This is a genomic window from Pantoea vagans (assembly GCF_004792415.1).
GTDB classification, from domain to species: domain Bacteria; phylum Pseudomonadota; class Gammaproteobacteria; order Enterobacterales; family Enterobacteriaceae; genus Pantoea; species Pantoea vagans.
Map to the genome: position 1 here is coordinate 2,709,105 of NZ_CP038853.1, position 22,326 is coordinate 2,731,430.

Annotated in this window: 15 protein-coding genes; 8 read left to right on the top strand and 7 right to left on the bottom strand. The window is 54.5% G+C overall.

Annotated features, from left to right (window positions below):
- The first annotated feature begins 108 nt into the window (after positions 1-108).
- The 3 genes from focA to pflA all read left to right on the top strand — a co-directional run bounded on the left by focA (position 109) and on the right by pflA (position 4,226).
- On the top strand, positions 109-969 hold the full coding sequence (gene focA, locus EGO56_RS12810) for a formate transporter FocA (RefSeq protein WP_135909521.1): 861 nt from the start codon (positions 109-111) through the stop codon (positions 967-969).
- 71 nt (positions 970-1,040) lie between these two features.
- Positions 1,041-3,323 (top strand): formate C-acetyltransferase, encoded by a 2,283-nt coding sequence (gene pflB / locus EGO56_RS12815; RefSeq protein WP_013357310.1) that lies wholly within the window; start codon positions 1,041-1,043, stop codon positions 3,321-3,323.
- 162 nt (positions 3,324-3,485) lie between these two features.
- A complete protein-coding gene (pflA, locus tag EGO56_RS12820; protein ID WP_033732109.1) occupies positions 3,486-4,226 on the top strand; it encodes a pyruvate formate lyase 1-activating protein in 741 nt (246 codons plus the stop codon).
- 52 nt (positions 4,227-4,278) lie between these two features.
- Here the strand turns inward: pflA and EGO56_RS12825 are convergent, their stop codons facing one another.
- From EGO56_RS12825 to lrp, 6 genes are all read right to left on the bottom strand, one after another.
- Positions 4,279-5,430, bottom strand: coding sequence for an MFS transporter (locus EGO56_RS12825; RefSeq protein WP_135909523.1), 1,152 nt, complete (start codon positions 5,428-5,430; stop codon positions 4,279-4,281).
- 318 nt (positions 5,431-5,748) lie between these two features.
- Positions 5,749-7,041, bottom strand: coding sequence for a serine--tRNA ligase (gene serS / locus EGO56_RS12830; RefSeq protein WP_135909525.1), 1,293 nt, complete (start codon positions 7,039-7,041; stop codon positions 5,749-5,751).
- A 92-nt stretch (positions 7,042-7,133) separates the two neighbouring features.
- On the bottom strand, positions 7,134-8,477 hold the full coding sequence (locus EGO56_RS12835) for a replication-associated recombination protein A (RefSeq protein WP_110331623.1): 1,344 nt from the start codon (positions 8,475-8,477) through the stop codon (positions 7,134-7,136).
- A 7-nt stretch (positions 8,478-8,484) separates the two neighbouring features.
- Positions 8,485-9,096 (bottom strand): outer membrane lipoprotein periplasmic chaperone LolA, encoded by a 612-nt coding sequence (lolA, locus tag EGO56_RS12840; protein WP_003849334.1) that lies wholly within the window; start codon positions 9,094-9,096, stop codon positions 8,485-8,487.
- Positions 9,097-9,273: 177 nt separating this feature from the next.
- The gene (locus EGO56_RS12845; RefSeq protein ID WP_135909527.1) at positions 9,274-12,912 is read right to left on the bottom strand and encodes a DNA translocase FtsK 4TM domain-containing protein; all 3,639 of its coding nucleotides are present in this window, start codon (positions 12,910-12,912) and stop codon (positions 9,274-9,276) included.
- A gap of 118 nt (positions 12,913-13,030) precedes the next feature.
- Positions 13,031-13,525 (bottom strand): leucine-responsive transcriptional regulator Lrp, encoded by a 495-nt coding sequence (gene lrp / locus EGO56_RS12850; protein ID WP_006118610.1) that lies wholly within the window; start codon positions 13,523-13,525, stop codon positions 13,031-13,033.
- Between the two features lie 520 nt (positions 13,526-14,045).
- Here lrp and trxB point away from each other — a divergent pair.
- From trxB to infA, 5 genes are all read left to right on the top strand, one after another.
- Entirely contained in the window at positions 14,046-15,014 is a 969-nt protein-coding gene (trxB, locus tag EGO56_RS12860; RefSeq protein ID WP_013357303.1) for a thioredoxin-disulfide reductase, read from the top strand.
- 143 nt (positions 15,015-15,157) lie between these two features.
- Entirely contained in the window at positions 15,158-16,927 is a 1,770-nt protein-coding gene (gene cydD, locus EGO56_RS12865; protein ID WP_135909531.1) for a heme ABC transporter permease/ATP-binding protein CydD, read from the top strand.
- The gene (gene cydC, locus EGO56_RS12870) at positions 16,927-18,657 is read left to right on the top strand and encodes a heme ABC transporter ATP-binding protein/permease CydC (RefSeq protein ID WP_135909533.1); all 1,731 of its coding nucleotides are present in this window, start codon (positions 16,927-16,929) and stop codon (positions 18,655-18,657) included. The genes cydD and cydC overlap by 1 nt, the downstream gene beginning before the upstream one ends.
- Positions 18,658-18,690: 33 nt before the next feature.
- A complete protein-coding gene (gene aat, locus EGO56_RS12875) occupies positions 18,691-19,383 on the top strand; it encodes a leucyl/phenylalanyl-tRNA--protein transferase (protein WP_061062042.1) in 693 nt (230 codons plus the stop codon).
- 345 nt (positions 19,384-19,728) lie between these two features.
- Positions 19,729-19,947, top strand: coding sequence for a translation initiation factor IF-1 (infA, locus tag EGO56_RS12880; RefSeq protein WP_002211347.1), 219 nt, complete (start codon positions 19,729-19,731; stop codon positions 19,945-19,947).
- Positions 19,948-20,033: 86 nt separating this feature from the next.
- Here infA and clpA read toward each other — a convergent pair whose 3' ends face one another.
- Complete coding sequence (clpA, locus tag EGO56_RS12885) at positions 20,034-22,310, bottom strand: ATP-dependent Clp protease ATP-binding subunit ClpA (RefSeq protein WP_033732099.1); 2,277 nt, start codon at positions 22,308-22,310, stop codon at positions 20,034-20,036.
- Between the last annotated feature and the right edge of the window lie 16 nt (positions 22,311-22,326).

The window sequence follows — 22,326 nt, forward strand, 5'->3', positions numbered from 1 at the left end:
TTTCCATGCGAGATGATGGCGACCATTTCGGCAAACATGATCCACATCAATTACTGACCTATACTCCTTTGTTAGTATTTTTTCAGACAACTTCAGGAGTAAGTTAGTGTGAAAACTGACAACCCTTTTAATCTTTTATTACCAGCCGCAATGGCGAAAGTGGCCGAAGAGGCCGGTATTTATAAAGCAACCAAACATCCCTTTACTACCTTCTTTCTTGCAATAAACGCTGGCGTATTCATCTCAATCGCATTCGTTTTTTATATTACAGCGACTACCGGCAGCGGCGCGATGCCCTATGGCATAGCCAAACTGATTGGCGGTATCTGCTTCTCACTCGGTTTGATGCTGGTCGTGGTGTGTGGTGCCGACCTTTTTACCTCGACGGTATTAATCGTCGTGGCTAAAGCCAGTGGTCGCATCAGCTGGGGTCAGCTGGCCCGCAACTGGATTAATGTCTACGCCGGTAACCTGGCAGGTGCACTCTTCTTTGTCGCCCTGATGTGGTTTGCCGGACAGCATATGGTTGCGAATGGTGCCTGGGGCTTAAATGTCCTGGAAACCGCCGATCACAAAATGCATCACACCTTCATAGAAGCAGTCTGTCTGGGTACATTAGCTAATCTGCTGGTCTGCCTCGCCGTCTGGATGAGCTATTCCGGTCGCAGCCTGACCGATAAGCTGGTCGTGATGATTCTGCCTGTTGGGATGTTTGTCGCCAGCGGTTTCGAACACAGCATCGCCAACATGTTTCTCATTCCCTATGCCATTACTATCCGCGACTTCGCAACACCTGAGTTCTGGCAGGCTGCTGGCACTACGGCTGCACAGTTTCACGCGCTGACCGTCAGTAACTTTATTCTCCACAATCTGATTCCCGTAACGATCGGTAACATCATCGGCGGTGGCGTTCTGGTTGGGCTGACTTACTGGGTTATCTATCTCCGCAAAGGTGACCAGGTACATTAAACGCATTTTTGACGGCACAGGACGTTGACTGTGCCCGACCGTAAAGTCTCTTCATATAAGGCAGGTATATTATGACCGAACTTAATGCAAAACTGGCTTCAGCATGGGAAGGATTTGCTGAAGGCGAATGGCAGAACAGCGTCAATGTGCGCGACTTCATTCAGAAAAACTACACCCCCTATGAAGGTGATGAGTCATTCCTGGCGGGCGCCACTGAAGCGACCACCAAACTGTGGGAAAGCGTGCTGGAAGGCATCAAAATTGAGAACCGCACCCACGCGCCAGTCGACTTCGACACCGATCTCGCCTCCACGATTACCTCGCACGACGCGGGCTACATTAATAAGTCTCTGGAAAAAATTGTTGGGCTGCAGACTGAAGCGCCATTAAAACGCGCTATCATTCCTTATGGCGGCATCAAAATGGTCGAAGGTTCATGCAAAGTGTATGGCCGTGAACTCGACCCTTCTCTGAAAAAAATCTTCACCGAATACCGCAAAACACACAACCAGGGTGTATTCGATGTTTATACCCCGGACATTCTGCGCTGCCGCAAATCAGGTATTCTGACCGGTCTTCCTGATGCTTATGGCCGTGGCCGTATTATCGGTGACTATCGTCGTGTGGCGTTATACGGCATCGATTTCCTGATGGCGGATAAATTCGCTCAGTTCGCATCACTGCAGGAAGATTTAGAGAACGGTGTGAATCTCGAAGCGACCATTCGTCTGCGTGAAGAGATCTCCGATCAGCATCATGCGCTGGCCCAGATTAAAGAGATGGCTGCAAAATATGGTCATGACATTTCCGGCCCGGCAACCAACGCAATGGAAGCTGTGCAGTGGACTTACTATGGTTATCTGGCTGCCGTTAAATCACAAAACGGTGCTGCCATGTCGTTTGGCCGCGTCTCAACCTTCCTGGATGTTTACATTGAGCGTGACCTTAAAGCCGGTAAGCTGACGGAAGAACAGGCTCAGGAACTGATTGACCATCTGGTCATGAAACTGCGCATGGTTCGCTTCCTGCGCACCCCGGAATATGATGAGCTGTTCTCTGGTGACCCAATCTGGGCAACCGAATCACTGGCAGGTATGGGTGTTGATGGTCGCACACTGGTATCAAAAAGTACCTTCCGCTTCCTGAATACCCTCTACACCATGGGTCCTTCACCTGAGCCAAACATGACCATTCTGTGGTCAGAAAAACTGCCCATTAATTTCAAAAAATACGCCGCTAAAGTCTCTATCGATACCTCATCTTTGCAGTATGAGAACGATGACCTGATGCGTCCTGATTTCAACAATGATGACTACGCCATCGCCTGCTGCGTGAGCCCGATGATTGTCGGCAAACAAATGCAGTTCTTTGGCGCACGTGCCAACCTGGCGAAAACGCTGCTTTACGCAATCAACGGCGGCGTGGATGAAAAACTGAAAATGCAGGTCGGACCGAAAGGCGACAAAATCAGCGACGACGTGCTGGATTTCGACACCGTCATGGAGCGTATGGATCACTTCATGGACTGGCTGGCAAAACAGTATGTGACTTCGCTGAACATCATCCACTACATGCATGATAAGTACAGCTATGAAGCGGCACTGATGGCTCTGCATGACCGGGATGTCTATCGCACCATGGCCTGTGGTATCGCCGGTCTCTCTGTTGCTGCGGATTCACTTTCTGCAATTAAATACGCCAAAGTGAAACCGATTCGTGACGAAGATGGTCTGGCGATCGACTTCGATATCGAAGGTGAATATCCTCAGTTCGGTAACAACGACGCCCGTGTTGATGACCTGGCCTGCGATCTGGTTGAACGCTTCATGAAGAAAATTCAGCAGCTGACTACCTATCGTAATGCCGTACCGACGCAGTCTGTTCTGACCATCACCTCGAACGTGGTGTATGGTAAGAAAACCGGTAACACGCCGGATGGACGTCGCGCTGGCGCACCGTTTGGACCTGGTGCTAACCCGATGCATGGTCGTGACCAGAAAGGTGCGGTGGCTTCACTGACTTCTGTCGCTAAACTGCCGTTTGCCTACGCGAAAGATGGTATCTCCTATACCTTCTCAATCGTGCCAAACGCGCTGGGTAAAGATGATAACGTGCGCAAAACCAACCTTGCCGGTCTGATGGATGGTTACTTCCATCATGAAGCCAGCATCGAAGGCGGCCAGCACCTTAACGTCAACGTTATGAACCGTGAAATGCTGCTGGACGCGATGGAGCATCCGGAGAAGTATCCGCAGCTGACCATTCGCGTTTCCGGTTACGCTGTACGCTTTAACTCACTGACTAAAGAGCAGCAGCAGGATGTGATTACCCGTACCTTCACACAGTCACTGTAATCACGGCTAAACCCGATAAAAAGGCTCCTCGCGGAGCCTTTTCCTTAAAAGTCTGTTCTGATGGTCATCTTCATCAAGGTTCCCACCAGAATCGATTTCCTGCCCTGAGCGCAACAGAGATTGCGCCGTCTGTCCCGGCAGACTCACTGGAGAAACATCGCAATGTCAGTTAACGGTCGTATCCACTCATTTGAATCCTGCGGGACCGTCGACGGTCCAGGCATCCGCTTCATCACCTTCTTCCAGGGCTGCCTGATGCGCTGTCTCTATTGTCACAACCGTGACACCTGGGATACTCACGGCGGCAAAGAGATCAGCGTCGAGGCGCTGATGGCGGATGTGCTCTCCTATCGCCACTTTATGAATGCCTCTGGCGGCGGTGTTACTGCGTCAGGCGGTGAAGCGATTCTTCAGGCTGAATTTGTGCGTGACTGGTTCCGCGCCTGCAAGGCCGAAGGCATCCATACCTGTCTTGACACCAATGGCTTCGTACGCCGCTACGATCCGGTAATCGACGAACTGCTCGACGTGACTGACTTAGTGATGCTCGATCTCAAACAGATGAATGACGATGTGCATCAGATTCTGGTAGGTGTATCCAATCATCGTACGCTGGATTTTGCCCGCTACCTGCAGAAAAAAGGCAAGCGGACCTGGATCCGATTTGTCGTGGTACCTGGCTATTCTGACGATGATGACACCGCGCATCGGCTGGGTGAATTTACGCGTGACATGGAGAACGTTGAGAAGATTGAATTGCTGCCCTATCACGAACTGGGTAAGCATAAGTGGATTGCCATGGGTGAAGAGTACAAGCTGGATGGGGTGAAACCACCGGCGAAAGAGACGATGGAACGCGTTAAGAATATTCTCGCCAGCTACGGCCACGAAGTGATGTACTAGAGAATCGGTCACAAAAAAGGGAGCTTAACGCTCCCTTTTTACTGTTCAGCGATCAGGCATGTGCCACTGGCGTCGCCTGCTGGTCCGCTTTACGCAGCAGCATCAGCAGATAGATCAGCGCTACTGCAGCGATCATCACAAACAGCAGCCGGTCAGAATAATTCTGCATCAGAACGGAGGTCATTGCCGGTCCAGCCAGACTGCCAACGGTATAACTCATCAGCAGCGCCTGATTCATCGCAACCAGTTCATGATGTGCAACCGTCTCACAAGCCCAGGACATGGCCACCGGATAGAGTGTGAAGCCCGCCAGCCCCAGAACAAACAGTGCTGGTGCCATTGCGGCATTGGTTAGCATCGCCATCGCACCCAGGATAACGACAAAGACCTGCACCCGCAGCACCAGCAAGCGGCCGAAACGATCGGCCAGCCGACCAACTGGCCACTGCCCGACAATACCGGCGCTGACCAGTAACGCCATCCAGTAACCGACATTGGCATCGCTCATTCCCTGATGCGACAGGTAAAGCGGCATCAGGCCATAAAGCGAACCTAAAACGATACCGGAGATAATGCAGCCATTGATGCCGAGACGTGAACTGCGACGACGAAGCATCGGCCAGATGCGAGCCGGTGCCGCTTCAGCCGCTTCACCGGTGGCTGATACCCGTGTAAAGACCAGCGGCAGTACCGCACAGAACACCAGTGAAGTAACCCAGGGTACTACGCTCAGTAATTCTGTTGAGAGGGTGCTGACCAGTAACTGACCGGTTACGGTGCCGAGATAATAAACAATCATATAGGCAGCCAGTAGCTGTCCACGATTGCGGACGGTTCCGCTACAGAGAAGTGCGCTTTCAACCACGACCCACATCAGCGCACAGCCTGCGCCCGCGACAAAACGAAGCGAACTCCACGCCCAGAAACCTTCCATCGTTACCAGGCAAATCGTTGCCACGGCAAAGAGCCCGGTTGCCAGATAATAACTGCGATTAAATCCGTAATGTCTGATTAACCAGCCAGCCAGTAATGTACCTGCCAGATTGCCGGTGTAATAAGAGGAACTTACGATGCCCACTTGCCAGGTTGTCAGTAAGTCATGCGTCAGCCACAGTGGAACAAGCGTATTCAGCACGGCAATGGCGACAGTCATTAACATCAGACCGCAAAGCAGCAATATCACGGGGCGTGACCAGGTTGACATAGGGGATAGAAACCAGAGCAAAATGAAGGAAATTGCGCGCAGTTTGCCACTGGCTTTTTTAAAGTCAATGGGCTGAATTTCACAGCAGCACATTTTGCTGCGGGACAATTTAATTTACTAATCTTCAGTGGGTTACAATTGTGTTATGCGGCATATTGCTGAGCGCTATCTCTATGAAAAATTAGATTTTTAAGCGTTCCGGCGCACCTGGTATCGATAACGTTTATTTGTGATTAAAGTCGGTCTCAATAAATCCTTTTTTCAAAAACTACGCATAAAAAAACCCGGCCATGGCCGGGTTTAAGAATGGTGAATCATTTAGCCGATGATATCGACGCCATTCATGTAAGGGCGTAAAACTTCAGGTACGGCGATGCGGCCATCTTCCTGCTGATAGTTTTCCAGCACCGCGACCAAAGTACGGCCTACGGCCAGTCCTGAACCATTCAGGGTATGAACCAGACGCGGTTTCTTTTCCTGTTTGTTGCGGTATCGCGCTTGCATACGACGCGCCTGGAAATCACCCATGTTGGAACAGGATGAAATTTCACGATAGGTATTCTGCGCTGGCAGCCAGACTTCCAGATCGTAGGTTTTGGTCGATCCAAAGCCCATATCGCCGGTACAGAGTAAAACCTTACGATACGGCAGATTCAGCAGCTGCAGCACTTTCTCTGCATGACCAGTCAGCTCTTCCAGCGCATCCATTGACTGTTCCGGAGTGACAATCTGCACCATTTCAACTTTGTCGAACTGGTGCATACGGATCAGGCCGCGCGTGTCACGACCGTAAGAACCCGCTTCAGAACGGAAGCATGGCGTATGCGCGGTCAGTTTAACCGGCAGGCTATCCTCTTCTACGATCTCATCGCGCATCAGGTTGGTCAGCGGCACTTCCGCGGTAGGAATCAACGCATAGTTGCTGCTGTCTGACTGCTCTTCCAGCGGACGGGTGTGGAACAGGTCCTCGCCGAACTTAGGCAGCTGACCGGTGCCATAAAGCGTTTCGTGGTTAACCAGGTAAGGCACATAGGTTTCAAGGTAGCCATGCTGCTCAGTGTGCAGGTCAATCATAAACTGACTCAGTGCACGGTGCAGGCGGGCAATCTGCCCCTGCATGACCACAAAGCGCGAACCGGTCAGTTTCACGGCAGCCGCAAAATCCAGGCCTTTCGCCGCTTCACCCAGCTCAACGTGATCTTTAACCTGGAAACTGAATTCGCGCGGGGTACCCCAGCGGCTCACTTCCTGGTTTTCGCTGTCATCTTTGCCCAGCGGCACTTCGTCTGCCGGAATGTTCGGCAGCGCCAGCGCAAAGTCACGGATTTGATTCTGCAGTTCATCCAGTTCTGCTTTTGCGGCATCCAGGCGTTCGCCCAGCGCGTTCACTTCCTGACGCAGCGGCTCGATGTCTTCCCCACGTGCTTTGGCCTGACCGATGGATTTGGATCGGGAGTTACGCTCTGCCTGCAGACTTTCAGTTTCCACCTGCAGTACTTTGCGACGCTCTTCAAGCGAACGCAGCGTTTCCACATCCAGTTTGTATCCCCGGCGTGCCAGTTTTTCTGCGACTGCGTCTGGCTCGTTACGCAGCAGATTGGGATCGAGCATGCTTATCCTGTGTATAAAAAGTTGGTTGAAAGAAGGGACGCATTCCCGCGGAATGCGTTGAAAACATTGCCCACATTACCGTAACGTCTGTTTCAGCGGTAGCGTTTTGTCGGGCTATTTTGATCCTGCTCAGCGAGCCAGCTTAGCTTTTCACCAATCTTACCCTCAAGCCCACGCTGGGTTGGGGTGTAATAGCGTGCGCTGGCCAGTTCCTGCGGAAAATAGACTTCACCGGCGGCATAGGCATTGGTTTCGTCATGGGCATAACGATACTCTTTGCCAAGGCCCATTTCTTTCATCAGCTTAGTCGGCGCATTACGCAGATGCTCAGGTACATCGTAATCGGGATGGTCGCGCGCATCCCGCATGGCGGCTTTAAACGCGTTATAGACCGCATTACTTTTTGGCGCGCAGGCGAGATAAACAATAGCCTGAGCGATAGCGCGCTCCCCTTCTGCTGGCCCGACGCGCGTAAAGCAATCCCAGGCCGCAATCGCCACCTGCATACCGCGTGGGTCGGCATTGCCGACATCTTCTGAGGCGATAGCCAGCAACCGGCGTGCCACATAGAGCGGGTCGCCACCTGCGGTAATAATGCGTGCATACCAGTAAAGCGCCGCATCGGGTGCCGAGCCGCGCACGGATTTGTGCAGAGCCGAAATCAGGTCGTAAAAGCGGTCGCCTTTGTTGTCAAAACGCGCGGATCGCTCACCCGAGACTTCGTTGAGCAACTGCGGCGTCAGTTCACGCTGACCCGAGGCGGTGATTTCAGCCATATCCGCCATCATTTCCAGCGTGTTCAGCGCCCGGCGGGCATCGCCATTAACCAGTTCAGCGATCATCCTGCGTGTATTGTCCGGCAGCACAATATCACTGTCGCCATACCCACGCGCTTTATCCTGCATCGCCTGATCCAGCACCTGCTCAATATCCTCGGTCGTCAGTGATTTCAGCAGGTAAACGCGGGCGCGTGACAGTAATGCGGAGTTGAGTTCAAAAGAGGGGTTTTCGGTGGTCGCACCAATAAAGGTAATCGTGCCATCTTCGATATGCGGCAGAAAAGCATCCTGCTGGCTCTTGTTAAACCGATGGACCTCATCCACAAACAGGATGGTGCGCCGCCCGGCATGTTTATTCTGGCGCGCGCGCTCAATCGCCTCACGAATCTCTTTAACACCCGAAGTGACTGCTGAGATACGCTCCACATCGGCGTTACCATAATGCGCAATAATTTCAGCGAGTGTCGTCTTGCCGGTCCCGGGTGGTCCCCACAGGATCATCGAGTGCAGGTGCCCTGCTTCAATCGCGCGCGGCAGAGGTTTGCCCGCACCCAGCAGATGTTGCTGACCAATGTACTGTTTCAATGTTTCTGGCCGCATACGCGCGGCCAGAGGTTTGAAATTTTCGGTGGAAAAATCCAGGGACAGGTTACTCACCGTGACCTCACTGACGTTGGTCGTCCACCGTCACGCCTTTAGGCGGTGTGAACGTGAATTTATCCGGGCTGATAGCACCATTCTGCTGGCTTTTCAGCTGGTAATCACTGCGCTGGCCATCCTGTTCGATAGCGCTGAAGCGGTTAATGGTGCCGCTGGAGGTCACCTGAATGGTGAACTGTTTCAGGTTGCCATCGCTGTTTTTCGGTGTCAGCTCGAAATTGTCACCCTGCTGTTTAATGTTGTACTGCTTCCAGTCATTCGACTGGTTGCGGGCAATCAGCATAAACGGCGTATTGCTGGTCGCATTCTGCAGCAGGCTAACGGTCGCCTGCTCAACAAATGGATTGTAGAACCACAGCGATTTGCCGTCAGAGATGATGATGCTTTCGTCCGGCGCGGTCATGTGCCAGTTAAACAGGCTGGGACGTTTAACCCATAATTCGCCTTCACCATCCTGCACATTGGCACCGCTGCTGTCGGTGACTTTTTGCGTGAAGCTGGCGTGGAAGCTGCTGACCTTGTTCAGGCGCTGTTGCAGATCACTGGAAGCATCAGCCAGAACGCTGGCTGAAGAAAAGGTGGCCAACAGGCCCAGAGCGATTACGCGTAATTTCATCTGCTTCAATTCCTTATTTAAACGTTCCCATCGATAACTGCATTAAGCCTGGTCGCCGTTCCGTCATCAGAACAGAGGAAAAACCCGAAAGCTGATCCAGATATGGGGATTAACCGCGTAAAAACAATGAGCCAGTCGGAACTGGCTCATTAAGTAGTGTTTCAAAACATTTAACCGCTACATATCGTGAGGCGGTGGCGACAGCACTTCACGGTTACCATTGTGTCCTGGCGTAGAGACTATGCCCTGCGCTTCCATCTGCTCAATGATACGTGCCGCGCGGTTATAGCCGATGCGGAACTGACGCTGAACGCCTGAAATCGAGGCACGGCGCTTATCAACCACAAAGCCGACTGCCTGATCGAACAGCGGATCAAGTTCTTCATCGCTATCGATGCCACCGGCACTTTCACTCTCTTCGCCTGCCGTAATACTGTCGATATATTGCGGACGACCACGTGCTTTCCAGTCCTGAACCACCGCATGTACTTCCTGGTCACGCACAAAGGCACCGTGAACACGAACCGGCAGTGAGGAGTTCGGTGGCATGTAAAGCATGTCACCCATACCCAGCAGGGATTCCGCGCCGCCCTGATCGAGAATGGTACGGGAGTCTATCTTGCTCGAAACGGTAAAGGCGATACGTGTCGGGATGTTCGCTTTGATTAGGCCAGTAATCACATCTACGGATGGACGCTGTGTTGCCAGCACCAGATGGATACCCGCAGCACGGGCTTTCTGTGCCAGGCGCGCAATCAGCTCTTCAACCTTTTTACCCACTGCCATGATCAGGTCAGCAAACTCATCGACCATTACCACGATATACGGCAGTTTCTCCAGAACCGGCGGCGTCATATCCATGCTGTCGCCCGGTTTCCAGAACGGATCAGGAATCGGACGACCCATCGCTTCGGCCTGCTCCACTTTCTCGTTGTAACCCGCCAAATTACGCACGCCCAGCGCAGACATCAGCTTATAACGACGCTCCATTTCGCCGACGCTCCAGCGCAGCGCATTCGCGGCGTCCTTCATGTCGGTGACCACTTCGGTCAGCAGGTGCGGAATGCCTTCATAGACCGACAGCTCCAGCATTTTCGGGTCGATCATAATGAAGCGAACTTCTTCCGGCGTCGCCTTGTAGAGCATGCTGATGATCATGGCGTTCACGCCCACGGACTTACCGGAACCGGTAGTACCGGCAACGAGTAAGTGCGGCATTTTCGCCAGATCGGCCACGACCGGCTGACCGGCAATGTCTTTACCCAGCACGACGGCCAGTGGCGACGGGTTGTCGCGGAATTTAGGGCAATCCAGGACTTCACGCAGATAAACGGTCTGACGATGTTTGTTTGGCAGTTCCAGGCCCACATAAGGTTTGCCAGGGATCACTTCCACCACGCGAACCGCGACAGTCGAGAGTGAACGTGCCAGGTCGCGCGACAGGTTAGAGATACGTGCTGCTTTTACACCCGGCGCCAGGTCAAGCTCGAAACGGGTGATAACCGGGCCAGGTGAGATGCCAACCACTTCGGCTTTGACGCGGTAATCGCCTAGGCGTGACTCCACCAGACGGGCAGTCTGCTCCAGCGAGAACATATCGACCGGCTCTTCCTCTTCAGGAGGCGCCGTCAGCAGATCCAGCGAAGGCAGTGGCGTGGACGGTTTCTCCAGCGGCTGCTCGTGGCGCATCAGGAACGGATGGATCAGGCTGTCATGCAGTGAAGGTTTCGCTTCTTCAACAGGCTGAACCGGCTCAACGGCTGGCGTGCCATAAGACGGCGCAGAATAAGCCGGAGCCTGAGGCGCCGTTGGTGCAGCATACACAGGCGCAGACGGCGCGGCATAACCCGCTTCAGGCTCTGCTGGCGTACCGTAAGCTGGCGCAGAATAAGCCGGTGCCTGAGGTGCCGCTGGTGCATGATAGGCAGGCTCTGCGGGTGCCGCAGGCGTCACTGGGGCACTATAGGCAGGTTCTGCCGGTGCAAAACGGGCAGGTGCAGGCACCTGAGCCGGTGCCTGAGGACTTGAGAACTCACTCACCTGCTGCCACGGTTCGTGTGAAACCGCAGGCGCTTCCGGCTCCGGCGTCGCAGCAATGGTAAACAGCGGTTCAGACGGGCCGTCATCCACCAGATCTTTCATCGGTGAAAAATCAAATGCTGAGGCGGTATCAATATTCAATACCGGCTCTTTTCTGACTTCAGGTTCATAGCGCTGCTGTTGCTGCTCGGCGAACTGACGTGCCAGTGCATCCTGCTGCTGCGCATCCTGCTCCTCTTCTTCGTCCTGCTGCCAGTTGGTGCCGTAACGCTGCTGCTGTTCAGACTGGAAAGCCTGACGCAGTTCAGCCTGCTGCAATGCCTCTTCAGCATCAGGTGCAGTGGAAACCGACGTAGCCGATGCCGTTTCGCTCTCTTCCGCTTTGGCTTTCTCTTCAGCCATGCGCTGAGAAGGTAACTTAATGCCATAAGAAGCCAGCTCACGACGCGTAGGCAGTTTTACCGGATTAGGACGCGGCAGCGCCGGTCCGATACCCTGCTTAACCTGCGGATTCAGATTGGTTTCAGGGGCTAAGTCGAAAACAGGCGCAGTACGTGTGGCCGCCGTTCCGGCAGCGGCGGCTGTTGCGGCCGCAGGGATCGCTGATGTGTCACGCCAGTTACCCATTTTAGGTTCGTCATCGTCGTAAGCATTGAACGACGGCGCAGCCGGAGCTTCGTCTGGCATTTCAAAGTGGTAAAGCGGTGGTGAGGCTGCGGGTGCAGAAGCACTCTGCGCCGGGGCAGTCGTTGCACCATAGGATGCAGGGGTGCTCTGTGCAGATGCTGGAACAGGTTGTGCCGTCGGTGATGCAGGTATTGCTGCTGACGCGGCAGGTGCCGATGCAGTAAAGGCTGCAGCAGCAGGTGCCGCGTTAACCGGCGCTGCGGGAGCGATGGTCACCTCTGCAGCTTCCGCAGTGGCGGCTACCGCCGCACTGGTTGCGGCTGCCGCTTTCGCCAGTAGCGGATCCGGCTGTGTCGGCACAGGCTGAGCGGCAGCGCGTGGCGCGGCAAGCAGCACATCATCTTCCTGCTCGACAGCACGCGGCGCAGACAGCAGCACGTCATCATCCTGATCGGCGGCATGCAATGCAGGGACATCCGCATAATCTTGCGCGTCGCGTTCGTCATCCTCTTCCTGCCAGGGTTCATCGTGACGTGAGCGGTTGCTGGCAAACGTCAGGACGCCCATGACGACACCACCAATTCTTTCTGCAATGGTGAGCCAGGACCAGCCGGTATACAGGGTTATCCCCGCCGCCCAGACGCAGAGCAGCATCAGCGTGCCGCCAGCCGGACTGAACCAGGGAGCAATAGCATTACTGACCAGGCTACCAATCACGCCGCCCGAAGCAAAGTACCAGATATCATCAGCGTTCAGCGCTGCCATACCACAGGTCGTTACCACGAGCGCAAGAACGCCAATTAAGCGTAACCCCACGGCAAAGTAGTCAAAATAGTCCTGGCTGTCGCGCTGACGGAAAGCAATCCAGCACAAACCCAGAATGACGGGCGGAATGGCGTACGCCATCACACCAAAGATGAAGAGTAAGGTGTCAGCCAGCCAGGCACCGACGCTGCCGCCGATATTATGGATAGGTTCATGCCAGGCCGTTTGCGACCAGCTCGGATCGGAAGGGTTAAAACTGACCAGTGAAACCATCAGGTAAATGGCAAACAGCGCCACCAGAATGAGCAACGCTTCCAGCAGACGACGTCCACTGCTCAGCGATTGTAACGAAACGTCTTTATCTTCTGTATATTCCTGGCTCAAGAGGACTCTCCAGGTGCCTGTAAAGTAAGAAGCAACAGCGTCGGGCAAGCCCGACGCTGATCCTGTATGAATGCACAGGAGTGTACCGAAATCTCACAGGTTTTGCACCTGCCCCGCATCAGCGAGTTTTGATCACCAGTCGATTGCTCTGTTTGACCTCTTCCATCACCACATAAGTTCGCGTGTCGTTTACGCCCGGCAGGCGCAACAGGGTTTCGCCCAGCAGCTTACGGTAGGCAGACATATCAGGTACGCGCGTTTTCAGCAGGTAGTCGAAATCGCCGGAAACGAGGTGACACTCTTGAGTTTCCTCAAGTTTTTGCACAGCGGCGTTAAATTGCTCAAACACATCCGGCGCACCACGATTCAGAGTAATCTCAACGAATACCAGCAGAGAGGCATCCAGATAGTGCGGGTTTAACTGCGCAGTGTAACCAAGAATAAATCCCTGGCGTTCGAGACGGCGTACACGCTCAAGACATGGCGTAGGCGATAAGCCTACGCGTTTGGAAAGCTCTACGTTTGAAATGCGACCATCTTTCTGAAGTTCATTCAGAATGTTCCTGTCAATTCTGTCGAGGTCTTTCCCGGGGCGTTTCTTATTGTCTACCATTATTATTGTCTCTCTTAATTCCTTCCCTTTACCTGCCACGCCCTGAAAACGCTCAATGTTCGGGGCATTTCTGAAGTGAGCTAACAGAGCCTGTGATCTGACACCTATCGATATGACGCATGTTGTCTGTCCACATCATGCGTCATTATCCATATCAGGCTGCTTTTATTCGGCGTTACACGCAAAACAGGCGACGAAAACCTGTTTTGTTCCGATAAATGTTATTCGCTTCTGATAATGTTTTCGCAAAAGCGCAGGCGATTGTCAAAGTAAAATCACCAAATTCAGGACAAGATGCCAGACAGACCGCTGGGTATCTGTTTTTAAATGAGTATTTTTCCACTTTTGCACCCTTTAAAGCCGATTTTTGCCCCATTCTGGCGCATTGACCAGGCAAAACCGCCGCTCATCGTCTACGCCACTTGCAGCTATCGTTAACAAAATTGGCTAAGTCTTGTTATTGTCGCCGGATATTCCCTACAATCGCAGACTATGTCAGCCGAATGAAACTGAGGAACGCATGAGTACGGCCAAACACAGTAAGTTACTCATTCTGGGCTCCGGCCCAGCGGGTTATACCGCAGCCGTTTATGCTGCACGCGCCAACCTTAACCCGGTGCTGATCACCGGTCTGGAAAAAGGCGGACAGCTGACCACCACCACTGAAGTGGAGAACTGGCCGGGCGACCCGCACGATCTGACAGGTCCATCGCTGATGGAGCGCATGCACGAGCATGCCGAAAAATTTAATACTGAGATCATTTTCGATCACATCCACACCGTTGATCTGCAGAACCGTCCGTTCACCCTCACTGGCGACAGCGGCGTATACACGGCAGATGCCCTGATCATTGCCACCGGTGCGTCAGCGCGCTACCTGGGTCTGCCGTCTGAAGAGGCGTTCAAGGGCAAAGGTGTCTCTGCCTGTGCAACCTGTGACGGTTTCTTCTATCGCAACCAGAAAGTCGCAGTGATTGGCGGGGGTAACACGGCCGTTGAAGAGGCGCTCTATCTGGCGAACATCGCGGCTGAAGTGCATCTGATTCACCGTCGTGACAGCTTCCGCGCAGAGAAGATCCTGATCGACCGCCTAATGGAAAAAGTGCGCAATGGCAATATCGTGCTGCACACCCATCGTACGCTGGAAGAAGTCACAGGCGATCAGATGGGTGTGACCGGCCTGACGCTGCGTTCTACCCAGAACAGTGATGAAACAGAAGCGCTGGAAGTTGCGGGTCTGTTTGTGGCTATCGGACACAGTCCGAATACGGCTATCTTCGAAGGTCAGCTGGCGCTGGAGAACGGTTACATCAAAGTTCAGTCGGGTCTGCACGGCAACGCCACTCAGACCAGCATCCCAGGCGTCTTTGCGGCAGGCGATGTGATGGACCATATCTATCGTCAGGCGATCACCTCGGCAGGCACCGGCTGCATGGCCGCGTTAGACGCTGAGCGTTTTCTTGACGGGCTGGTTAAAAACGATCGGTAAGTTGTTAACCCTCTGATCTCAAATGTTCCAGGCGACGGTTTTTCCGTCGCCTTTTTTATGGCTCTCATGCTAGATTCTGGCGCCTGAAGAGATGGAAATGTCTTTCCATTTTCCCCTGTCACCGACATTTAGCATGGTCTCGCATGGAAAAATCGCGGCAGCAGCATCTTACCCGCTGGCTTCGTCAGCAACGTCGTTTCGCCGGTCGCTGGTTGCGGCTCAACACGCTGCTGGGCATGGCAAGTGCCCTGCTGATCATTGCCCAGTCGGGTTTACTGGCCTCGCTGCTGCAGGCGCTGATCATAGACCAGCAGCCGCGTGAAACCCTGACGGTCAGTATCGTGCTGTTACTGCTCTGCTTCGTACTGCGCGCCCTGATCAACTATGCCCGCGAACTGACCGGTTATCGGGCGGGACAGGCTATCCGTCAGGCGTTACGTCAGCAGGTCTTAGACCGGTTGTCTGCGCTGGGCCCGGCGTGGATTCAGGGAAAACCAGCCGGGAGCTGGGCAACCCTGCTGCTGGAGCAGATCGAAGAGATGCAGGAGTACTACGCCCGCTATCTGCCGCAGATGACGCTGGCGGTGCTGATCCCCTGCTGCATTCTGCTGACTGTTTTTTCGCTGAACTGGACCGCAGGTCTGATCCTGTTTGCCACTGCGCCGTTGATTCCGCTGTTTATGGCGCTGGTCGGCATGGGTGCGGCCGAGGCCAATCGCCGCAACTTCCTGGTGCTGGCCCGCCTGAGCGGTAACTTTCTCGACCGTCTGCGCGGCAGAGAAACGCTGCGGCTGTTTCATCGTGGTGAAGCAGAGCAGCAGGCGGTTGCCGACGCCACCACCGATTTTCGCCAGCGCACCATGGACGTGCTGCGTTTAGCGTTTCTCTCCTCCGCCGTGCTGGAGTTTTTTGCCTCGTTAGCCATTGCTGTGGTAGCCGTCTATTTTGGCTTCTCCTATCTGGGCGAATTGCATTTCGGTGATTATGGCCACGGCGTGACGCTGTTTGCCGGATTCCTGGTGCTGATCCTCGCCCCGGAGTTTTTCCAGCCACTGCGCGATCTCGGCGCGTTCTATCATGCCAAAGCCCAGGCGGTCGGCGGTGCCGATGCACTTGAGGCCTTTATGCAGGCGACACCTGACGCCGCGCCGCAGGAGGGTCAGTTACCTTTCACAGCCGACCGTTCCATCGCGCTTGTCGCCGATGATCTGCGGGTCTGCGCGCCCGATGGTCAGGTGCTGTGCGGCCCGCTCACTTTCACTATTGCCGCTGGCGAGCAGATTGCGCTGGTCGGTCAAAGCGGAGCCGGGAAAACGGCACTGATGAACGCCCTGCTTGGCTTCCTGCCTTATCAGGGTTCGCTGAAAGCGAATGGCGTCGAACTGCGTGATATACGGCGGAGTGACTGGCATCAGCAGCTTAGCTGGGTAGGACAGAATCCTCAGTTACCGGCCACCACCTTGCGCGACAATATCGTGATGAATGCGGTCTGGGATAGCGAGCGCTTTGCGATGCTGCTGGAATCGTGTGGCATTAACGAGTTCCTGCCTCGTCTGCCCAGGGGTATTGAAACTCAGCCCGGCGATGGCGGTAATCAGCTGTCGGTGGGTCAGGCACAGCGGGTCGCGGTCGCACGCGCGCTCTATAAATCCTCACATTTATTGCTGCTTGACGAACCGGCAGCCAGCCTGGATGCACTCAGCGAACGTCATGTAATGCTGGCCCTGAACCAGGCGGCTGCCCGCCAGACCACCCTGATGATTACCCATCAGATTGATACGCTGAGTTACTGGCAGACCCTCTGGGTAATGGAGGCGGGTAAACTGGTGCAACAGGGCAACTGGCAGCAGCTATCGCAACAGCCCGGTGCCTTCAGCGAAATGCTGAAGCATCGTCAACAGGAGATCCGCTGATGTCCGCCTTGCGTCCTTTTCTTCGTCTCTGGCTGCGCCACCCATTCCGTCTTGCCCTGGGCATTGTGCTGGCGATTGTTACCTTGCTGGCCAGCATCAGCCTGCTGACCCTGTCAGGCTGGTTTCTCGCCGCATCGTCAGTGGCAGGCGTAGCGGGCCTCTATACCTTCAACTATATGCTGCCCGCGGCTGGCGTCCGTGGCGCTGCGATCATCCGCACCGCCGCACGCTATGCTGAACGTCTGGTCAGCCATGATGCGACGTTCAGGGTGCTTCAGCATCTGCGCGTCCACACCTTCAGCCGCCTGATGGCACTTTCGCCGGGACAGCTGTCACAGTTCCGCCAGGCGGACCTGCTCAACCGTTTTGTCGCCGATGTTGATACGCTGGACCATCTCTATCTGCGCGTCATTTCGCCGCTGCTCGGCGCATTTGTGGTAATAGTGGTCGTTACCCTTGGGATGAGTTTTATTGATGTTTCGCTGGCACTGACGCTCGGCGGTATCATGCTGAGTACGCTGGTTCTGATGCCGTCACTGTTTTATCATCTGGGCTCACCGGCAGGCGTCGCGATTGCCCATGGACGCGCCCGCTGGCGTCTGCAGCTAATGCAGTGGCTGGCGGCGCAGGCTGAACTGACGTTATATGGTGCCTCGCAGAGCTGGCGTCAGCAACTTGACGAAGATGAACAGCGCTGGCAGCAGGCACAGAGCCAGCAACAGCGTTTACAGGCTGCCGCCCAGAGCCTGCTGCTGCTGATCAGCGGCGTAACCGTAACCCTGCTGCTCTGGCTTGGTGCTGCGACAATCAGCGAACAGCAGTTACCCGGCTCGCTGATTGCGCTGGTGGTGTTCTGCGCCCTGGCCGCCTTTGAGGCGCTGGCACCGGTTGCAGGCGCTTTTCTGCCTATGTCGCAGGTGACAACTGCCGCGCAGCGGGTCAATGACATTATTGATCAGTCACCCGCCATCACCTTCCCGGCACGGTCAGACGCCCGATCAGGACCGCTCGACGTCAGTATCGATCGGCTCGACTTCAGCTACCCCGACCGTCCGGATAAGGTACTCAATGGCTGTACCCTGCAGGTCGCCGCGGGTGAACATATTGCGCTACTGGGACCGACCGGCTGCGGAAAATCGACGCTGCTGGCGCTGCTGACCCGCGCCCGGGAGAGCCAGCATGGTGTCATCAGCCTGAATGATCTGCCGATTACCGCCTGGTCAGAGTCCGCGTTGCGCCAGCGTATCAGTGTAGTGACGCAGCGGGTTCATCTTTTCAGTCAGAGCCTGCGCGATAACCTGCTGCTGGCTCGTCCCGATGCCACTGATGAACAGCTATGCCGCGTACTGAACGACGTTGGCCTGCAGCGCCTGCTTGAGAACCAGGAAGGATTAAACGCCTGGATGGGCGAAGGGGGTCGCCCGCTTTCCGGCGGCGAACTGCGCCGGCTGGCGCTGGCACGTGCGTTACTGCACGACGGCGATCTCTGGCTGCTGGATGAGCCCACCGAAGGGCTGGATGCGACCACCGAGCAACATATTCTCGCCCTGTTGCAACGGCTGACCGCCGGAAAAACCTCGATCATAGTCACCCACCGGCTGAGTGGCCTGGAGCGCATGGATCGTATCTGCGTGATGGATAATGGCGCGATTGTTGAACAGGGCAGTCATACGGAATTAATCTCAAAAGCGGGGCGCTACTGGCGTTTCCGGCAGCGTATTGCGTTATAGTCTTAGCGAAATGCCGATGAGTAACATAACGCGATGAGACTGGTACAACTGTCACGGGAATCTCTGCTCTTTCCACCGCCTGAGATGGCGCTGCGTGAGCCAAATGGCCTGCTGGCCATGGGCGGCGATCTCTCCCCTGCCCGGTTACTTAACGCTTACCAGCACGGTATCTTTCCCTGGTTTTCGCCCGGCGATCCCATTCTCTGGTGGTCACCCGATCCGCGAGCCGTCCTGCTACCTGAACAGTTTCATCTCAGCCGTAGCATGAAGCGTTTTCACAATCGCTCACCCTATCGGGTAACAATGAACGAGTCCTTTGCCGAGGTGCTTGAGGGTTGCGCCAGCGGTCGCGAGGAAGGCACCTGGATTACCTTTGAGATGAAGCGTGCCTGGTTGCGACTGTATGAACTTGGCCACGCGCACTCCATCGAGGTATGGGATGAACATCAGCTGGTGGGTGGCATGTATGGGCTGGCGATGGGGCAAATCTTCTGCGGTGAGTCGATGTTCAGTCGTCAGCAGAATGCATCCAAAACCGCACTATGGGTCTTTTGTCAGCATTTCATCCGGCATCAGGGCCGACTGGTAGATTGTCAGGTACTTAATCCCCATACTGCCTCGCTGGGCGCGCAGGAGATCCCGCGCGCTGATTATCTGCAATATGTACAAAGCCTTGCTTACCAGCCGGTCAGCGATGGCTGCTGGCAGACACAAACGCTTTTTTAGCCGTGCAGAGATGTTTTGCACACATAAAGGCGCATAAGTGGTATAATAGTCGAGTTTGGTATGTCGTCCGCGCTTCGCAATAACGAGCCGGAATTGCCAGGCTGGGAATCTCAACGCACTCTCGGAACTGTTTTCAATCGTGCGCATGTAACCGGTTGATTCAGATTCTTAGCCCGCTAATCCCCTGCAGACGTCACCTTAAACACCCTAATTTTACCGGATGCGCGCAACTGACGTGCACCCCGGCAAAGCGTTGGCAAAATCGCCGACGGTTCTTTACATAAATCGTTGAATTGGGCATTATCTTGCCGGTTCAACTGAAAGGTAGTACACCCAGAGGATTCGATGGCCAAAGAAGACAATATTGAAATGCAAGGTACCGTACTGGATACGTTACCTAACACCATGTTCCGCGTAGAACTTGAAAACGGACACGTGGTCACTGCTCACATCTCCGGTAAAATGCGCAAAAACTACATCCGTATCCTGACGGGTGACAAAGTGACCGTTGAGTTGACCCCGTACGACCTGAGCAAAGGCCGCATTGTCTTCCGTAGTCGCTAATTTGCAGTAATCTCATCGCTCTGCATATTGCAGCGAAAAAAAAGGCCGGATTTTAATCCGGCCTTTTTCACATCTGTAGCAGGTGATTAATGAACAGTGCCTTCGGTTTTGCGTTTTTCAGCACTCAGGAAGTGATAGGTCAGTTCACCTTTCTCACGATCCAGCGCGACTGATACTGAGCCGCCATCCACCAGCGAACCAAACAGCAGTTCATTAGCTAACGGTTTCTTCAGGCTGTCCTGCACGGTGCGCGCCATCGGACGTGCGCCCATCGCTTTGTCGTAACCCTTCTCAGCCAGCCAGTCACGTGCTTCATCACTGACTTCCAGCGACACGCCTTTCGCATCCAGCTGCGCCTGCAACTCGACAATAAACTTGTCGACCACCTGATGGATCACCTCTGGTGACAGGTGACTGAACCAGATGATGTTGTCGAGACGGTTACGAAACTCTGGCGTAAAGATCTTTTTGATCTCCTCCATCGCATCGGTGCTGTTGTCCTGATGAATCAGGCCAATCGACTTACGTTCTGTCTCACGCACACCGGCGTTGGTGGTCATCACCAGCACCACGTTACGGAAGTCTGCTTTACGACCGTTGTTGTCGGTCAGCATGCCGTTATCCATCACCTGCAGCAGCAGGTTAAAGACATCCGGGTGCGCTTTCTCAATCTCATCCAGCAGCACGACCGCGTGAGGATGCTTGATTACCGCATCCGTCAGCAGGCCACCCTGATCAAATCCGACGTAACCCGGAGGCGCACCAATCAGACGACTGACGGTGTGACGCTCCATATACTCAGACATATCAAAGCGCAGCAGCTCAATGCCCAGTGCTTTCGCCAGCTGCACGGTGACTTCCGTTTTACCAACACCGGTTGGTCCGGCAAACAGGAAGGAACCGACCGGCTTACGATCCTGACCCAGACCGGCGCGGCTCATTTTGATTGCTTCGGTCAGCGCCTCAATGGCGTTGTCCTGACCAAATACCAGCATCTTCAGGCGATCGCCCAGATTTCTCAGCGTATCGCGATCGGTTGCCGACACGCTTTGCTCAGGGATACGGGCAATACGGGCCACCACGGTTTCAATGTCAGAGACATTGATGGTTTTCTTACGCTTACTGGCTGGCATCAGGCGCGCACGCGCACCCGCTTCATCAATCACATCAATGGCCTTGTCAGGCAGATGACGATCGTTGATATATTTCACTGCCAGTTCTACGGCTGCACGCACCGCTTTCGCGGTGTAACGCACATCGTGATGCGCTTCGTACTTGGTTTTCAGGCCATTCAGGATCTGCACGGTCTCTTCAACGGAAGGCTCCGTGATATCGATCTTCTGGAAGCGACGCGCCAGAGCACGATCTTTTTCGAAGATGTTGCTGAATTCCTGATACGTAGTGGAACCCATCACGCGAATTTTGCCCGAAGAAAGCAGTGGCTTGATCAGGTTAGCGGCATCAACCTGGCCACCGGACGCGGCACCCGCACCGATGATGGTATGAATCTCATCGATAAACAGAATGCTGTGTTCGTCCTGTTCCAGCTGCTTCAGCAGCGCTTTGAAACGTTTTTCAAAGTCACCACGGTATTTGGTGCCCGCCAGCAGTGAACCAATATCCAGCGAGTAGATGGTGCAGTCTTTCATCACTTCCGGTACGTCGCCCTGCTCGATGCGCCAGGCGAGACCTTCTGCAATGGCGGTTTTACCCACACCCGATTCACCCACCAGCAGCGGGTTGTTTTTACGACGACGGCACAGCACCTGAATGGTACGTTCCAGCTCTTTATCGCGACCAATCAGTGGATCAATACCACCGACGCGAGCAAGCTGATTAAGATTGGTGGTGAAGTTTTCCATACGCTCCTCCCCGCCTGCTTGCTCTTCGTTAACCGGATTTTCAGCGCCTGGCGCCTGGCCCGGCTCGTCTTTGCGCGTACCATGAGAGATGAAATTCACCACATCAAGGCGGCTGACTTCATGTTTGCGTAACAGATAGGCCGCTTGCGACTCCTGCTCGCTGAAGATGGCGACCAGCACATTTGCCCCGGTGACTTCGCTGCGACCGGATGACTGGACATGGAAAACCGCACGCTGCAGGACGCGCTGGAAGCTGAGCGTCGGTTGTGTATCACGCTCCTCTTCACTGGCGGGCAGCACCGGCGTGGTTTGTTCGATGAAGGCTTCGAGTTCCTGCCGCAGAGCCACAATGTCCACCGTACAGGCTTCCAGTGCCTCTCTGGCCGACGGGTTACTGAGCAACGCCAGTAACAGATGCTCGACGGTCATAAACTCATGACGGTGCTCACGCGCTCTGGCGAAAGCCATATTTAAACTGAGTTCCAGTTCTTGATTGAGCATTAGGCACCTCCCCCAA